Source organism: Kosakonia sp. N21, from assembly GCF_050587465.1.
In the GTDB taxonomy this organism is placed as follows: Bacteria; Pseudomonadota; Gammaproteobacteria; order Enterobacterales; family Enterobacteriaceae.
Window position 1 is genome coordinate 57782 of the sequence record NZ_JBOBHR010000008.1, and the last position, 16844, is coordinate 74625.

General features: G+C 53.8%; 11 protein-coding genes and 1 pseudogene. 10 read left to right on the forward strand and 2 right to left on the reverse strand.

The annotated features are described in order from the left end of the window. Positions 1-449 precede the first annotated feature (449 nt). The 8 genes and pseudogenes from ACQ3G7_RS18595 to ACQ3G7_RS18630 all read left to right on the forward strand — a co-directional run bounded on the left by ACQ3G7_RS18595 (position 450) and on the right by ACQ3G7_RS18630 (position 12013). Positions 450-2372 carry a type VI secretion system Vgr family protein gene (locus ACQ3G7_RS18595; protein WP_430891100.1) on the forward strand — a complete coding sequence of 641 codons (1923 nt, stop codon included), beginning with the start codon at positions 450-452 and terminating at the stop codon, positions 2370-2372. Beyond that, positions 2372-2791 carry a DcrB-related protein gene (locus ACQ3G7_RS18600; RefSeq protein ID WP_134319082.1) on the forward strand — a complete coding sequence of 140 codons (420 nt, stop codon included), beginning with the start codon at positions 2372-2374 and terminating at the stop codon, positions 2789-2791. Before ACQ3G7_RS18595 ends, ACQ3G7_RS18600 begins: the two co-directional genes overlap by 1 nt. Positions 2792-2793: 2 nt before the next feature. Beyond that, positions 2794-7317 (forward strand): RHS repeat-associated core domain-containing protein, encoded by a 4524-nt coding sequence (locus tag ACQ3G7_RS18605; protein WP_430891102.1) that lies wholly within the window; start codon positions 2794-2796, stop codon positions 7315-7317. Between the two features lie 13 nt (positions 7318-7330). Continuing rightward, positions 7331-7735, forward strand: a complete 405-nt coding sequence (locus ACQ3G7_RS18610) for a hypothetical protein (protein WP_430891104.1) — start codon at positions 7331-7333, stop codon at positions 7733-7735. An 81-nt stretch (positions 7736-7816) separates the two neighbouring features. Continuing rightward, positions 7817-8930 (forward strand): annotated as a pseudogene (locus ACQ3G7_RS18615) (RHS repeat-associated core domain-containing protein); the annotation flags it as partial. Between the two features lie 340 nt (positions 8931-9270). Further along, positions 9271-9837 (forward strand): hypothetical protein, encoded by a 567-nt coding sequence (locus ACQ3G7_RS18620; RefSeq protein ID WP_430891106.1) that lies wholly within the window; start codon positions 9271-9273, stop codon positions 9835-9837. A 203-nt stretch (positions 9838-10040) separates the two neighbouring features. Further along, entirely contained in the window at positions 10041-10445 is a 405-nt protein-coding gene (locus ACQ3G7_RS18625) for an RHS repeat-associated core domain-containing protein (RefSeq protein ID WP_430891378.1), read from the forward strand. A 1076-nt stretch (positions 10446-11521) separates the two neighbouring features. Beyond that, positions 11522-12013, forward strand: a complete 492-nt coding sequence (locus ACQ3G7_RS18630; protein ID WP_430891108.1) for a hypothetical protein — start codon at positions 11522-11524, stop codon at positions 12011-12013. Positions 12014-12048: 35 nt separating this feature from the next. On the opposite strand, the gene ACQ3G7_RS18635 is transcribed toward ACQ3G7_RS18630, so the two are convergent. Next, a complete protein-coding gene (locus ACQ3G7_RS18635) occupies positions 12049-13440 on the reverse strand; it encodes a hypothetical protein (protein ID WP_430891110.1) in 1392 nt (463 codons plus the stop codon). A 359-nt stretch (positions 13441-13799) separates the two neighbouring features. Here ACQ3G7_RS18635 and ACQ3G7_RS18640 point away from each other — a divergent pair, with 359 nt between their 5' ends. Together ACQ3G7_RS18640 and ACQ3G7_RS18645 are read left to right on the forward strand one after the other, a co-directional pair. Further along, positions 13800-14777: an AEC family transporter gene (locus ACQ3G7_RS18640; protein WP_430891112.1), complete on the forward strand. Its 978-nt coding sequence runs from the start codon at positions 13800-13802 to the stop codon at positions 14775-14777. A 100-nt stretch (positions 14778-14877) separates the two neighbouring features. Beyond that, positions 14878-15876 carry a GNAT family N-acetyltransferase gene (locus ACQ3G7_RS18645; RefSeq protein WP_430891114.1) on the forward strand — a complete coding sequence of 333 codons (999 nt, stop codon included), beginning with the start codon at positions 14878-14880 and terminating at the stop codon, positions 15874-15876. Between the two features lie 46 nt (positions 15877-15922). Here ACQ3G7_RS18645 and ACQ3G7_RS18650 read toward each other — a convergent pair whose 3' ends face one another. Continuing rightward, entirely contained in the window at positions 15923-16717 is a 795-nt protein-coding gene (locus ACQ3G7_RS18650) for an SDR family NAD(P)-dependent oxidoreductase (protein WP_430891116.1), read from the reverse strand. Between the last annotated feature and the right edge of the window lie 127 nt (positions 16718-16844).

Here is a 16844-nt window from a genome sequence, read left to right on the forward strand (position 1 = left end):
TTATGCGATGGATATATAAAAAGAGCGTGCATATAGCCAGGGTAATAATAAATGCGAACACGTATAAAAAACTTATACTGCCTTTCCGCCGTGCCGTCTAATATTTGCGATGAAATTGCGATAATACTCGCGAAACAATGCGTCAGGACGCAGAGCCGGGGTTTTGGCATCTTACTGACCTTATCCAAAACCCTCTTTTTTCTGGTTAAAATTTCTCTTATGTTGATGTTTTTGACTATTCATTGTGCTTAACCCACTAAAAACGTGAATTTTTTTCAGTTTCGTCACCCTGGATTAGGATTATTCCTGGCATTTATTTAGTGGAGAAAACAGACAATAATGATCTTTTGATTTACGGATTTCGTGCGGTAGCTTTACCCGGATATCGCAACATTAAACTCAAGAACGGAGCCCGGAGCGGCATCCGTCTTTATGTCAGGATTCGATTTATGAGTAATCGTATTGCTGTTCAGTTACCTGTCGAAGGACTGCTTTTTTGGAAACTTTCTGGTCGGGAAGCGTTATCCGAGTCATTTGCTTTTAACCTGCAACTGCTTGGCACTGACGCGCGAATGGACCGCAGCACACTGCTCGGCAAACCGGTTACCGTCACCATTCCCACGCAGGGGCTGACTGGCTCCCGCTATCTTAATGGCAAAATTACCCGCGTGGCGGTGAGCGCCGTTGAACTAAGCGGTACGCGCTATGCGGTTTATCAGCTTACTGTTGAGCCGGATCTCTGGCCGATGAAGCGCGACCGCAACCTGCGCATCTTCCAGGAACAAACGGTACCGCAGATCGTGAAAACGTTGCTTGGCGAGTATCAGGTCAATATCGAAGACAAGCTGAGCGGCAGCTACCGCAGTTGGGAATACTGCGTACAGTACCAGGAGAGCAGCTTTGATTTCATCAGCCGCCTGATGGAGCTGGAAGGGATTACCTATCACTTCCGCCACGAGGCGGACAAACATACGCTGGTGTTGACGGATGCCGCGACCCAGCATCAACCGTTCAGCGGTTACGAATCCATTCCTTACCATCAGACGCCGTCCGGCGGCAGCACCGACGAAGAGGGCATCAGCCAGTGGGCGCTGGAAGACAGCGTCACGCCGGGGCTGTACAGCCTGGACGATTACGATTTCCGCAAGCCGAATGCCTGGCTTTTCCAGGCGCGGCAAAACCCCAATTCGCCGTCCCCTGGCGCCATTGATGTTTATGACTGGCCTGGCCGTTTTGTTGAACACGGGCACGGTGAGTTTTACGCCCGTATTCGCCAGGAACGCTGGCAGGTTGAGCATCAGCAGATCGAAGGCACCGCTACGGCTATCGGTATTGCGCCGGGCAGTACATTCCAGTTGACCAATGCCGCGTTTTTTAACGACAACGGCGAGTACCTGGTCACCGCCGCCTGGTACAACTTCGAAGAGAACCGTTACGCCAGCGGCGCGGACAGCGAAACCATCCACCGCATCGATTTTGGCGTGATCCCCTCTTCGGTCGTTTTCCGCCCGGCGCAGCAAACCGCATGGCCGCGCACCTATGGCCCGCAGACGGCAAAAGTGGTGGGGCCGCAGGGCGAGAGCATCTGGACTGACCGCTATGGTCGGGTAAAAGTGAAGTTCCACTGGGACAGGCTGGCAAAAGGCGATGACACCAGCTCCTGCTGGGTGCGCGTCTCCAGCGCATGGGCCGGGCAGGGCTTCGGTGGAGTACAGATCCCACGTGTGGGCGATGAAGTAGTGATCGACTTTATCAACGGCGATCCGGACAGGCCGATTATCACCGGGCGCGTATATAACGAAGCCAGTATGCCGCCGTGGGCATTACCGGCCGCCGCCACGCAGATGGGCTTCCTCAGCCGTTCGAAAGATGGCTCCGTTGATAACGCCAACGCCCTGCGTTTTGAAGATAAAGCGGGTGAAGAGCAGGTGTGGATCCAGGCCGAACGCAACCTGGATACCCACGTTAAAAACGATGAGACCCACAGCGTTGGCGGCTCACGGACGGTCAGCGTTGCGCAGGATTACACCGGTTCGGTGGCGGGCTCGCACACCCAGGCGACGCAGTTTGCACACGGGGAACTGGTGGGCGGCGGCTTTACACAGAAAGTTCAGGGCGGGTTGCTACAGGCCTCGGACACCAGCATCACATTAGTCAGCGGCTATTCGTCGCTCACGCTGAACGCCAACGGTACGGTGGAGCTCAAGTGCAATGACTTTCTTATCGAAGCGGGTGGGCACGGCGTTATTAACACCGGCGGTCTGCTGGATCTGAATCTCTCTGAAGCCAAACCCGCGACCCAGGCGTCGCCCACGCCGGCAGAAATCCAGGCTGCAGTGAAACAAGCATTTAATCAAGGGACGGATAAATAATGACGACAACGCAGTTTGCACTGTCCGAAGGTGAGCTTAACCTGCCGGGTGCGTACCAGGATCGCAGTATCAACTTATTGAAATTCACAGAGTATGACGCAACGCTGGCGATCACCCGAGCATGGGATATTCAGCCTGGTGCAGAAGAAACCTTTATTAAGCAGCAACTGGCGAAAGTGCAGCGCAGCATGAAAAAGGTGACGATGGGCGAAGTGGAAGACAGCACCATCGCCGGTCAGCCTGCTCGCGAGGTGGCGCTGCGTTTCTTAAACCAGAGCACGATGGTGTATGAAAAACTCGCGATCACCCGCGTAGAAGACCATCTGCTGGTGCTGACGCTCAGCCGTACTGCGCCTTTTGATGCCGATGCCGATGCATTCTGGGCGTCTATCAGAACGGGTTTACAGCTGAGGGCGTAAGGATGACGGATTACATCGCTGCCCGTATTGACGATCCGCTTATTCACAGTTCTGCGCTGGCGGATTTTGTTGGCGGGATGGTGGAAGGGGCGATCGTGTGGGGCGTTATCGCTTTTGTCGGCACGGGGGTTGGCCTCCTGGTTGCCGGTGTGGCGCTTGCCGGGCTTGCTGCACTGATTTTTAGCGGCAAACTGGAGGAGATCGGCAATGCCGCGGGCAAAGTAGTGGATGCGCTCATCGACCCCGGGCCACCGGACGCGATCATTGTTTCCGGTTCGGACAATGTCCATATCAAGGGCAAAAAAGCCGCCCGCGCTGCCGGAACGGTGGATCGCGATTACCTGAACAGCCCCGCGGCTGCCGATGAAGGCATCGACTGGGCCGCTGTCGGTATGGTTGCGCTTGCCGTCGCGGCCACGGCAGCGAAAACGATCCTCACCCCTGGCGGTGTGATGATGGCGGTTGCCGAACGCGCCAAAGATATCACTCTCGACGACCTGAAAAAGTGGGGCACCAGCTTTTGGGAAACCCTCACACAACCGGTGGTGGAAAGCGCGAACCCTCATGCGACTCCCATGCCGAAAGACAACGTTGACTGTAAAAAAGGCCACATGGTCACCAGCAGCAACTTCGTCGCGCAGGGTTCAAAAAAAGTCTTAATTAACAACCAGCCAGCCGCCCGTAACGGTGAGAAAAGCACCTGCGAAGCTGAAATTAAAGTCAGTGACGACCCGCGCGTGCGGATCGGTGGCGATACCATTACGGTGCGCGATATTCACAGCGGCAAAAATCAGCTGGCTTACCTGCTGGGCAACCTGATGGGCAGCGTCGGCCTTGGCGCGCTGTCGCGCCTGGCGAAGCTCGCCTGTGAACGCCAGTTGCTGCGCGGGCTGGCAAAAGAGTTTCTCTGTCTGCTCGGTGGCGTTGCCGTCTCCGATACCCTTTCAGCCGCGCTAATCAGTGCAGCGCACACTTTTTTCCCGGTCCATATTCCGCTTGGCAGCAAAATTCTCGCCAAAGAAGAGGATCTCGACTTTGTGCTGCCGGATCGCATGCCACTCTACTGGCAGCGTATCTACCACAGCCGCAATCGCGCCACCGGCATCCTCGGAACCGGCTGGATGATGCCGTTTGAAACCCGCTTCCTGCGCCTGGCGGATAACCAGATGATCTTCCGCGACATGAGCGGGCGCGAACTGGGGCTGGGCGAAGTGCTGGTCGGCGATATGATCTTCTACCCGGAAGATGGCATGCGGATCTTCGCCAGCCCGAACGGGATCATCGCCATGCAAACCGGCGACGGCGAGCACCAGATCTATGAACCGGATCCGACGCGATCGGGTGAGTGGCGTATCCAGCGCATTTATGACCGCCATGAGAACGCCCACTACTACAGCTGGAACGAAAAGGGCCAACTGACGCGCATCTCCAGTGATAACGAAGCGCTGGACGTGGAACTGGAGTATGAATCCCGCTTCGGGCAACTGAGCGCGGTGTACCAGATTTGCGCAGGCGAGCGCCGTCTGCTGGTCTCTTATCGCTATAACGATCAAGGGCAACTGATTACAGTGACGGACGCCGACGGTGTGGTCACCCGCCAGTTTGGCTGGGATCGTGCCAGCGACATGCTGGCCTGGCACAGTTTTTCGACCGGCTTAACGGTGCACTACCAGTGGCGTCCGGAGACGGGCTCTGAACACTGGCGCGTGAGCGGCTACCAGGTTCACGATGAACAAGGCGCGGTGCTGGAGAACTGGCGTATCGACGCCGACGAGCAAAAGCGCTACGCCCGTGTCAGCAATGACGAAGGCGTGGTCAGCGAACATCACTGGGATACGCTGTATCGCATCACCGACTATACCGATGTGCACGGCGGTCACTGGCAATTTAACTGGGCGGGGAATGCCGAACAGTTGCGTTCTGCTCTTCAACCGGACGGCGGCCGCTGGGAATACACCTGGGACGAGCGCGGCAACCTGACGCTGGAGCGCGATCCGCTGGATCGTGCAAGGATGACCACCTGGCACCCGCTGTACGATTTCCCGGCGATTGAAGTGTTACCCGACGGCGCGACCTGGCGCTATGAGTACAACCTGGCGGGGGATGTGGTGGCGCTGACCGATCCGGAAGGCGGCGTAACCCGCTTTGAGTGGAACGATCAGGGCGATTTAACCCGCCGCATCGATGCGCTGGAGAACAGCCACCGGTTCTGGTGGGATGAACTGGGGCAACTGATCCGTGAAGAAGATTGCTCGGGTCACCAGAGCCGCCGCCAGTACGATGCCGCAGGCCGACTTGCGGCTGTGACCGATCCATTGGGCAACACGGAGCGTTACCGCTGGAGCGCGGCATCGCGCCTGCAAACCTTTGTGCGTGCCGACGGCCGCGAGACGCTGTTTAAGTACAACAAAGCCGGGCTGCTGTGTGGGCAGAACATCGACGGCATGCTGGAGCGCAACGTCACGCTGAATGCGCGCGGCCAGGTCACCGAAGCGGTGGATTCTGCCGGGCAAGTCACCCGTTTTGCCTTTAACCGCGCTGGCCGCCTGGTCACGCTGACCAATGCCAACAATCAGCAGTGGCGTTTTGATTACACCGCCACCGGGCTGCTGACCCGCCAGCAGGATTACGCCGGGCGGCAGACCGAATACCAGTACAACGCCGCGCAGCAGGTGGCGACGATGACCCGTCACCCTGCCCGCGGCAGTGCGCTGCCGCCGCAGGTGGTGAATTACGAATATGACGCGCTCGGGCGCATGGTGGCGCGGGAAACCGAACAGCACCGCACCGAGTACCGCTACAGTGCGCTGGCGACGGAAATCCGCCGTTATGCCTACGGCGAGTGGCGTCAGTCGGTTATCGATATGCGCGAGCCGCAGAGTACCGATGCCATCATCCTTACGCGCAACAAGCTCGGCGACCTGGTCAGTGAAGAGAACGCGTCCGGCAAATATGAGCATCAGTACGATGCATTAAGCAATCTGAGTGCGACAACTTTCCCGGACGGGCGGCAGATGCAGTACCTGCGTTACGGCAACGGGCACCTGCTGGAGATGCAGCTTTCGTTCGGCGGTAAAACGCTGCCGGTGACCGGTTATCAGCGCGACAAACTGCACCGGGAGACGCAGCGCACGCTGGGGTCGCTGGCGCTGGATACGGAGTATGACGTTGCCGGGCGCATCACGCAGCGGCGCTGCATGGACAATGTGCGTAACCGGCTGGTGTTTGAGCGGCGTTATCAGTGGGACCGTGCCGACCAGATTATCCGCCAGATGTACACCGACGGTGCACCGGCGACCCCGGCGGAGAAATACCGTCAGTCGCTGTGGGGCTACGATGCGGCAGGACGCATGACGCAGAGCCTTCAGCCGGGCGGGGAAGAGCGTTTCTGGTATGACGCGGCGGATAACCGCACGACACCGGATTTACAGCCGGTGTGGGACAACCTGTTAAAACGGCTGGACGGAGTGCGCCGGGAGTATGACGGCTTTGGCCGGATGACGGAGCGCCACGACAGCCACCGGGGCATCACGCAGCGTTTCAGCTACGACGATGAGCAGCGCATCAGCGCGGTGGTGATTGAGGGTGACCCGGCGTTCACCCGGGCGGAGTATCGCTACGACGCCCTGGGTCGCCGCACGGAGAAACAGGTGTGGCGACGCCATACCCGTAAACCGGAACGCACGCAGTACGCATGGTCGGGTTTACAGATGGTGGGTGAGCGCAGCGACAGCGACCCGGACGCAGCCGTGCAGTATGTCTACACGGAAAACAGCTACGAGCCGCTGGCGCGCATCGACAGCCGTCAGCAGCACGCGGAGGTGTACTGGTATCACACGGAAATCAACGGCCTGCCGGAGAAAGTGACCGACAGCCGCGGTGAAATCGTGTGGCACGGCACCTCCACCGCCTGGGGACGCAGCCAGCGCGAAAGCGTGCATGCGGAGTGGGACGTGCCGCAGAACCTGCGTTTCCAGGGTCAGTACCTGGACCGCGAAACGGGACTGCACTACAACACCTTCCGCTACTATGACCCCACCGGCGGCTGCTACACCCAGATGGACCCCATCGGGCTGCAGGGCGGGCTGAACACGTATACTTATGTCGTGGATCCGCTGGGATGGGTGGATCCGTTGGGTTTGATGTGCGCTCCTGCTTTCTTTAAAGGTAAATTTGCAAAAGATCATCCATTCTCTGCGTCACAAATGGAAGTGATCAAACCGGGAACAAAGGCATGGAAGCAGGCTATTAAAGAGATGCAAGAGGTTGTAAACGGTTCAGGAGATGGGCGCAAGTTTCAAGTTAGAGTTGAATCTAGTTCAGATGCAAAAAAACTTTTAAAAGAAGCCCAAGGAAATATGAATCGATATAAAGAAAACACCTATAGTCGCTCGTCTGGAAACGAAAAATATACGAAAGGATATGAGCAGCATATGCAGGATGAGGGTAGCATTTTAGATTTGTATCATGTGAAATGGTACAACAATGGTGCAGATGGTCATGTATTCTATGATGTCCCGCATTAACAGAGGTTAGAGTATGAATGAATCGCTTGGATATATGGATTATGATTTTTCGAGTTTGAGGAAATCAGATGTTATAGAGCGGGAGCACGCCCGCGAAATTTTCATGAAGTATTTTGAAATAAAGAAAGGGTATAAATTAAAAGGTCTTTTTGAATTTAATCAGCTAGACAGTGTGTTATCTGATAATCACTATTTAGTGATGAATAATGATCCCAGACGAAAGGGGAAACGTATTTTTTTTACAGGGAATGTGGTAGAGGCTGCAAAAATGGATTTATTGGATTTTCTTAGGGGGCCGATAGAGAAATATGATCTAATAATTCCTTTAATTATTGTTCCTGTAACGGAAAATATCTTGCCAGAGTATATTATTACTACACAGGAAGATCCTCTTTTTGAGTTTATGGTACCTCGCTGAACAATATTGGTTTGGTATTATTTATTGAAAGCAAAAATAACTTTAAAACCACCTGAATATTAAGGATCACTGCAAACCGCTGGCACCGGGCACCTGCTGGAGATGCAGCTTTCGTTCGGCGGTAAAACGCTGCCGGTGACGGGTTATCAGCGCGATAAACTGCACCGGGAGACGCAGCGCACACTGGGGTCGCTGGCACTGGATACGGAGTATGACGTTGCCGGGCGCATCGCGCAGCGCCGCTGCATGGACAATGTGCGTGACCGGCTGGTGTTTGAGCGGCGTTACCAGTGGGACCGCGCCGACCAGATTATCCGCCAGATGTACACCGACGGTGCACCGGCGACCCCGGCGGAGAAATACCGTCAGTCGCTGTGGGGTTACGATGCGGCAGGACGCATGACGCAGAGCCTTCAGCCGGGCGGGGAAGAGCGTTTCTGGTATGACGCAGCAGATAACCGCACGACGCCGGATTTACAGCCGGTGTGGGACAACCTGTTAAAACGGCTGGACGGTGTGCGCCGGGAGTATGACGGCTTTGGCCGGATGACGGAGCGTCACGACAGCCATCGCGGCATCACACAGCGTTTCAGCTACGACGATGAGCAGCGCATCAGCGCGGTGGTGATTGAGGGTGACCCGGTGTTCACCCGGGCAGAGTATCGCTACGACGCCCTGGGCCGCCGCACGGAGAAACAGGTGTGGCGACGCCATGCCCGTAAACCGGAACGCACGCAGTACGCATGGTCGGGTTTACAGATAGTGGGTGAGCGCAGCGACAGCGACCCGGACGCAGCCGTGCAGTATGTCTACACGGAAAACAGCTACGAGCCGCTGGCGCGCATCGACAGCCGTCAGCAGCACGCGGAGATGTACTGGTATCACACGGAAATCAACGGTCTGCCGGAGAAAGTGACCGACAGCCACGGTGAAATCGTGTGGCACGGCACCTCCACCGCCTGGGGACGCAGCCAGCGCGAAAGCGTGCATGCGGAGTGGGACGTGCCGCAGAACCTGCGTTTCCAGGGTCAGTACCTGGACCGCGAAACGGGACTGCACTACAACACCTTCCGCTACTATGACCCCACCGGGGGCTGCTACACCCAGATGGACCCCATCGGGCTGCAGGGCGGGCTGAATACCTATACTTATGTTGTGGATCCGCTGGGATGGGTGGATCCGTTGGGTTTGCAGAGCCTGTGTGCTTTCGGTAACAAAAGTGGTCCAAAAGGTATTCGTGAGAGAGATTTAGCTCCAAACGAACATGGAATGCTTCCATCACAAGCAGGAAAAACTCGCCCTCAAGGTAAGTCAGTAACAAGAACACCCACCGAGTCAGGATTACAAGGTCACTATCATTCTTTGCCCGAGGATGTGAAAATGCCTGATGGATTGGGTATTAAACATGATGGCCGAGATATGCCAGGAGGATACATGTCTCCGGGACATTCAACTATATATCCAACAAGAGATATGACTGTCGATGAATTTAACGATCTATTTAATGCATTGCCATGGGAATATGGAGGTAAAGTATGAATAAATTACTTGAAGAGTTTTTTTCTATTGAGGGTATTCTTAACAGAAAAGCTAGAGATTTCCTTCTGACGGTTCAACAGGAAGGGATTAGTTGGTCGTTATATGAAAAGCAGGAAATGGTTATAAATGAATATCATTATAATGTGCAGCGTCTTATAATTAAATACCACCCTGATTGGGAACTGCTTATCTGCTCTGATGATGCTGAAACCAGGTTAGTTACACTAAAAGTAGTTCGTGATGGTTTTTTGGATTTATCTTCTTCGGCTAATTTTGTCAAGAATTTAATCTATTCGTTCATCATTGGTAATGAAGAAGAAAAAAAAGTAGCGAAAGATCTCATCATTTATCGAGGATGGTTAATACATTACACAGAAATGATTAAGGCAATTATAGCGGATTTTCACTCCCAAGATCTTGATTATTATTCATATAAAGATATTGGAGATTTTCTTGTTCTGATAAATGCGCATGATCTGTTAATTCGTCATGTTAATATTGGTATGAGAAATGTTGATGAGGAGGTTGTTGAACTTGCTGAGCAATACTCGGCGACATTGTAATATTTTCTTGGATGTATTTACTACAAAAGGGATTTGGGGTGTATTTAATCCTCGCGAGTTATTATTCCACGACATCTATGATTAAGCAGAATTACTAGTTTGCCTTATAAAACTATTTCGGTTTATCTGTCATACGCGGTAAATATGCTCTAGTTTATCAATTTTGGGCAGCCCACATCGACAGCCGTCAGCAGCATGCGGAGATATACTGGTATCACACGGAAATCAACGGCCTGCCTGAAAAGGTGACCGACAGCCGCGGTGAAATCGTGTGGCACGGTACTTCCACCGCCAGGGGACGCAGCCAGCGCGAAAGCGTGCATGCGGAGTGGGACGTGCCGCAGAACCTGCGTTTCCAGGGTCAGTACCTCGACCGCGAAACGGGACTGCACTACAACACCTTCCGCTACTATGACCCCACCGGCGGCTGCTACACCCAGATGGACCCCATCGGGCTGCAGGGTGGGCTGAATACCTATACTCATGTTGTGGATCCGTTGGGGTTAAGGCCATGTGGGCATTTGAGCTGGAAAGCTGTTGTTTCTTCAGATGGAGAAATCCGAGTTCAGCATGTAATGAAAGGGCATGGAAAAAAGAATGAAGTCTAATCCATTCCCGGACTCATCTGATGCAGTATCAGATACATTTATTATTGATATGAAACATCCTATCGGATAATACAGAGATACTGGGAAGGAGTTAAATAAAGTTTTTATCGTTGTTAAGAGAAATACGAAAAAGATTATTACCGGCTTTCCTGTTAAGTAAAGTAAGGAGGAAGGATGTTTTGGTTTTGTGTATGTCCAAAATGCTACGGGCAGGGACGTTTGGTTATTAGACGATCGGAGCTGAATGGGCGCTTGTTCTTCAATTGCGATGAGTGTGACTCATCGTGGTTTAATGAAAATGATATTGGGGCTAGTAACTCTATTTTCTTAGGGCATGAGATCCTTTCTTATTTTGCAACAGAGAATGACATTCAACAAGTTGGATGGGGTAAGTACATGAAAAATGTTTATATAAAATAATACTCTTACCAGCACCGGACTCAATAGGCTTTTGAATAGTTTATTGGGTCTGAACTCCTTACTCCTAAACTACCGTCTACAGCAGCTTCTATACTCAGATGAATCCCAAAATGTTACTGAGTGAACAGGATACCTATACTTATGCGGTGGATCCATCGGTTTGGGGGTACTGAGGCGATTGCCTTATGTTCGGTAGAGTGATTGGCGGAAACAGGTACGACAACAACGGGCACATACCGACCTGGCATTTTTCCGCAGACGATGCGGCAACGGCTTCGTGCATCCCGAACGGGAGCACGATGTCAGGCTCTGTCCTGGATGAGATACGAACAGGATGCTGGCGAATCCGACCAAAAGAACCCCGATATTCCTGAGTCCCCGTTCAGTTTTCGCTACTCGAATGAATTATCCTAAAAATCGCGCAGGGCATGGGCACGAAATAATACAAAATCGGTGTGATTATGATCAGAATAAATAGTTAGAATAAAAACAGACACATTTATTAATCATCTGCACGGCCACTACTCTGCGGGTTTTGTTCCCTGTCGATGCTTCAAAATGAAGCAATAGTGCGGATGAAATTGCTCAGCTAAAAAAGATCGCCTAATGTCAATACAGGCTCCGTTAGCGGTATTTGCAGGGTAGAGAGGGATCGCATGGTCGACATAAATGCAGATATCATCAGTTTTAAATCAATGGGCAATGTCTGTTTAGGGCAGTCGATCGATTTTTATCTTGATGACATATTCAGCCGCTATGATGTGGATATTAAACAATATTCTCTGCCGTTTCCGTCAGAGGAAAAAAGGCATGGTTATACGCTCGATCACGGCGCGTTGATTATCTCGACTACACCAGACGATATTATCGTGTCGGTGGGTGGCAACGAAGATTACTGCGGAAAGTACAACGGCACGTTATACCCCGGTATGACGATGGAAGCGCTTATCCGGCATGCCAAAGATCTGCGCATTGTTAATGGTTCGCTGATTGTAGATGGGGATTACGGGCTGTCGTTTTCCCTGCCCGCGCCGTATGACGAAATCGCCGATGTCATTCAGCAAATCCCGCTCGATCTACCGCTGAATGAAATTTATGTGTGCGACCACTCCGCCTGGGCGCCGAAGCAAAAGAAAAAACGATCGTGAACCTTCCCCGCGCCGGGTGCGCGGGGAACGGCGTGTTATGGCGAGCAGGAACCGTCAATGGTTTGCTGAGCCTGGCTAATCATCTCATACCCCTGATCTTCCAGCTGTTGCCATGTCGGGCGAACTTTACAGGCCTGCGCGACGCGAACCGTAATTTCTCCCAGCAGTTTGGCACCTTTACCGGAGCTACAAATACCCGCGTCTGACGATTGCGCCTGCGCGCCTATCTTCTCTGCCGCTTCAGTGCCTTTGCGCTCGGCGGTATCACAATCACCGCTCAGGTCGATAGCCATCGCTTCTGACGACAGCGCCGGTCTGGCTCCGCTGCTGCTGCCCGCAGAAGACGCGGTCGCGGTGGAACCGGAAGAGGACGACGAATAACTGCTGTTGCTGCTGGCATTCGCGTCCAGCGCGGCCTGGTTCAGCGACGCACCGACAGCCTGCGAAACACTGCCGCCGGAGGCATGCGCTACGATGGCGCTGCTGGCGACGCTGGTAAACGCGTTGACCAGCATATCGGCCTGCGATGGTTGCTGCGCTTCTTGCTGGGCTGCCTGAGCGCGCTCCGCTTCCGCCTGCGCCTGCTGCGCAGCGTATTGCTGGTTGCTTACCTCCGTTTTATGGCGCGTGCCCGCCAGTGCGGCGGTGGCGTCAGACATATCGCCAAAGCCTTTCTTCTTCAGAATGGCCGCCACTTCGCTCAGTTTATTGCTGTCGGCGACAACGCGGTGGCCCTCATCAACACTGCCCCATGCGCCGTTCAGCGTGGACCACTGCGTTCCCAGGCGGCTGGCCAGTTTGTTATTTTTCAGGTCCCGCGCCAGGTTCATCGCTGCGGTATACATATCACTGCTTGCCAGCGGCGTCAGGTTGAGCGCGGTGACGAATTTATCCAGCAACGTTTTGGAGACATCGCCAATTTCGCTGTGGGTTTTGTAAGAGGATGCATACAGGTAATTCGCATGCGCAGTGCCTAATTCACGGGCATAACGCGTCACCAGCGACTCATAATTGGTCAGGGTGCTGATGGCCTGCGTTTTATTATTGCTGGCCTGTTGTTTTGCCAGCCCGCTATAGTATTGATATTGCGTAAGAAGATGATAGAAATAATCTTTAGTATCACTGGTGGCGAATTGCTGCTCGGTGAATTTAATTAAATTCACATAGTCTTTATCGTCATATAATTTTTTAAATAATCCGGTGTCGTAATCCATAACAGCATTGGTGACTTTATATTCCGTCCGGCTGGAATAGCAAAGTTGCAACATTAACTGACGATTATTCAGATAGGCATCGTAGTTTTTATTATTAATGGCATTTTGCCCGGCGGTGAAGGCATTATTACAGGCTGTGTTGTCATAGGAAGCGCAGCCTGATAAAAGCAGTGCGCAGCCAGCAACCACAACGGATGCTTTCAGTGCTATCATGGAGTTAACCTCGAACTATAATTATTTGTTTTTACTATTTGGCTAATAATTGCTGTGGTAATAAATGCGTGAATTCAGGTTGCAGGTGGGCCTTCTTGAAAAAATAGATAGCAGAATTATACGAATAAAATTACATATTTGTTATATATTAGAAATATCTTGTTACTAATATTGTTGCGCAATGTTATATTTACCCAATGAAACTATATAGTTAGCGAAACGAATAACTTTTCAATAAAAGAAAAACGCAAAAATGCGCGGATCCTCCGCCATCAGGGACTGACGGCGCGGTTGCGTCCCCATATACTGTGAAAAACAAGACGTTATCAGTTATTTCATTAAAACAGACAGGGTAAGGGATGGATACGGCGGAATTTTTCGGGCAACTCGCGCAGCAACTGCTCCTCTCTGCGCCGCTCTTTTTACTGATCGCGCTGGGATATGGCTTAGGCCGCTTTGCCGGTTGGCCGGATTCGGTCAACGAGGGGTTAAATCGCTTCTGCTTTAACGTGGCGATTCCTTGCATGCTGTTCAAAGTCATGAGTAAGTTTTATCAAAGTCCGCCAGTGGACATGCGGCTGCTGATCGCCTATTTCGGCAGTTGCCTGGTCATCTATGTTATTGGCCGCGTGGTGGCGAAAAACCTGTTCCATCTGGATGCGATTTCCGGCTCGGTGTTTGGCCTGGGCGGCATATTTTCCAACAACGTGATGCTCGGTATTCCGGTGGCTATCATTCTGCTGGGTCAGGCGAGCCTGGCGTCGGTGGCGCTGGTACTGGTGTTTAACAGCCTGATTTTATGGACGCTGGTGACCGTGTCCGTCGAGTGGGCACAGAACGGCAGTTTCTCGGCTCGTGGCATCGGCAAGACGCTGGTAAGCGTGCTGCGTAACCCGATCATTATTGGCATCTTCACCGGGTTTTTCTGGAGTTTTGCGCTTCACCGCCCGTTGCCGCAGTTTCTGGACAGCCCGGTCAGCATGGTGGCGCAGGTTGCCGCGCCGTTAACGCTGATCACCCTTGGCATGAGCCTCTCGCGCTATCAGATTCGCAAAGGCCTGCGTGAGAGCAGCGCCATTTGTCTGCTCAAACTGCTGTTGATGCCGGGGCTTATCTGGGCGGCGGCATACCTGTTGCATCTGCCGCGGGCGGAAAGTCAGGTGGTGGTGTTGCTGGGGTCGATGGCGGTGGGGGTGAACGTCTATCTGATGGCGCAAAAATTCCAGGTGCTGCAAGGCGCGACCGCGACCAGCATGCTGCTATCCACTCTCCTTTCTACGGTAACGACGCCGCTGTTTATGATCCTGATGGGGCATTTTTATCCCGACTGGCCCTGAGGATAATCCTGCTTTTCACTGCCGGGGCTTGCATTCATTCACCTGTCATCTGTATATATTATGATCTACATAACACGTTATATATTTCATAAGGTGACTAATGGATATTCTTGCCGATATGCCCTACACCTTTCTTGGCAGCCGGTTAAAACGGCTCGCCGAGCAGATGCAGGCGCAAGCCAGTACGCTGGTGGAAAATAGCGGGATCCATGTCCCGACAGGGCTCTATCCGCTGCTGGTATTGCTCGATAAAAAGCCCGGTTTGACCGTAAGCGAAATGGCGCGCTGCACTCGCGTGAGTCAACCTGCGATGACGGGCAGCATCAGCCGGCTGGTGCGCGCAGGGCTGGTCAGCCGACAGGGCGAAGGCGAGGATCGGCGAAAATCATTTATCACGCTGACGGATGCAGGAAAAACCGCCATAGCCCAGGGAGAACAGGTGGCGTGGCCACTGCTGGACAACGTGGTTCAGGAACTGACGGCGGGGTTGTCTGGCAGTTTTGTCGAGCAAATCGCTGCGCTGGAGAAACGGCTGGCGGAACGCTCCCTGTCGGATCGTGGCGCGCGCTATGCCAGTCTTGATCTCCAGCCGGTGGCCGGGAATGAACTGGCGGATGTGGTCGCGTTATTGAACCATGCCTACCGCAGCGGCGGCGAGGAGGCGGGCTGGACCACCGAAGCCGGTCTGCTGGATGGCGACCGTATCAGTGAACAAACGCTTCGCCAGGAACTGGCCGATAAACCCCATGCCAGCTTACTGGTCTGGAAAATCGATGCCGCAATCAACGGCTGTGTCTGGCTGGAACCTGTGGAAGACGGTGTGTGGTATCTGGGGTCACTGGCAGTTTCGCCTGCATTGCAAAATGGGCGGTACGGTCGGCGCTTGCTGGCGGCGGCGGAACAGTGGTGCCGTGCGCGCGGCGGTAAAACTGTGCAGATGACGGTGCTCCAGGCGCGGGATACGCTGGTGGCGTGGTATTTGCGCCGTGGCTATCGCCGCACGGGTGAAACAGAACCGTTTCCCACCGACGACACGCGCTTTGGCATACCGACAAGGCCCGGCCTGTTCTTTGAAGTCCTGACGAAACCACTGGTGTAAACACCGGCCGGAGGCGGCTTATGCCTCCGGCGGGCACTCCTCCGGGTCAGACAATATCGTCCACCACGCCGCCGTCCACGCGCAGCGCCGCGCCGGAGGTGGCGGAGGCCTGTTGCGAGCAGACATACACCACCATATTCGCCACCTCTTCAACCGTGGCGGCGCGCTGGATAACTGAACTCGGGCGATGGGTCATCACAAACTCTTTCGCCAGCGTCTCCAGCGGCTTGCCGGTTTTTTCGATTTCCTCTTTCATCATCTCCGCAAAGCCGTCGGACATGGTCGGCCCCGGCAAGACGCTGTTGACGGTCACGCCGCTGCCGGCGACAAATTTTGCCAGCCCGCGTGCCAGCGACAGTTGCGCCGTCTTGGTCACGCCGTAGTGGATCATGTCCGCCGGGATATTCAGCGCCGATTCAGACGAGATAAATACCACCCGTCCCCACTGTTTTTTCACCATCGCCGGGAGTAACGCGCGGGAGAGGCGCACGCCAGACATCACATTGGTCTGCCAGTAGTTTTCCCAGGTCTCATCATCGGTGGCGTAAAAATCCTGCGGGCCGTAAATCCCGGCGTTATTCACCAGAATGTCCACGTCACCCGCCGCGTTGAGCAACGCCTCCACGCCCTGCGCAGAGCCCAGATCGGCGATAGCGGTGCGCAATGTTGCGCCCGGAACCTGCGTTGCCAGCGCGGCCTGCGCTTTACGGGTTGAACCTTCGCTACGCCCGTTAAGGATCACCGCGGCGCCGCTTTCCGCCAGCCCTTTGGCAATCGCAAAACCAATACCGCCCGTCGACGCCGTCACCAGCGCCACTTTTCCGCTGAGATCAATCTTCATCGTCTGCTCCTGATGTGAGGGATTTAACCAATGGATCAAGGCTAGCACTTGAGCGAGAGCGCGCATTGTCAATTGTTGCCTGATTACGCGTGCGCACTGGCTTATGCAATTTGCAGCATTGCTTTTC

Bases quoted from the DNA above. Each gene is read 5' to 3' on its own strand.
- ACQ3G7_RS18610 (WP_430891104.1), top strand. From the start codon at position 7,331: ATGAATGAATCGCTTGGATATATGGATTATGATTTTTCGAGTTTGAGG.
- ACQ3G7_RS18630 (WP_430891108.1), top strand. From the start codon at position 11,522: ATGGTCGACATAAATGCAGATATCATCAGTTTTAAATCAATGGGCAAT.
- ACQ3G7_RS18605 (WP_430891102.1), top strand. From the start codon at position 2,794: ATGACGGATTACATCGCTGCCCGTATTGACGATCCGCTTATTCACAGT.
- ACQ3G7_RS18595 (WP_430891100.1), top strand. From the start codon at position 450: ATGAGTAATCGTATTGCTGTTCAGTTACCTGTCGAAGGACTGCTTTTT.
- ACQ3G7_RS18650 (WP_430891116.1), bottom strand. From the start codon at position 16,717: ATGAAGATTGATCTCAGCGGAAAAGTGGCGCTGGTGACGGCGTCGACG.
- ACQ3G7_RS18620 (WP_430891106.1), top strand. From the start codon at position 9,271: ATGAATAAATTACTTGAAGAGTTTTTTTCTATTGAGGGTATTCTTAAC.
- ACQ3G7_RS18645 (WP_430891114.1), top strand. From the start codon at position 14,878: ATGGATATTCTTGCCGATATGCCCTACACCTTTCTTGGCAGCCGGTTA.
- ACQ3G7_RS18600 (WP_134319082.1), top strand. From the start codon at position 2,372: ATGACGACAACGCAGTTTGCACTGTCCGAAGGTGAGCTTAACCTGCCG.
- ACQ3G7_RS18640 (WP_430891112.1), top strand. From the start codon at position 13,800: ATGGATACGGCGGAATTTTTCGGGCAACTCGCGCAGCAACTGCTCCTC.
- ACQ3G7_RS18635 (WP_430891110.1), bottom strand. From the start codon at position 13,440: ATGATAGCACTGAAAGCATCCGTTGTGGTTGCTGGCTGCGCACTGCTT.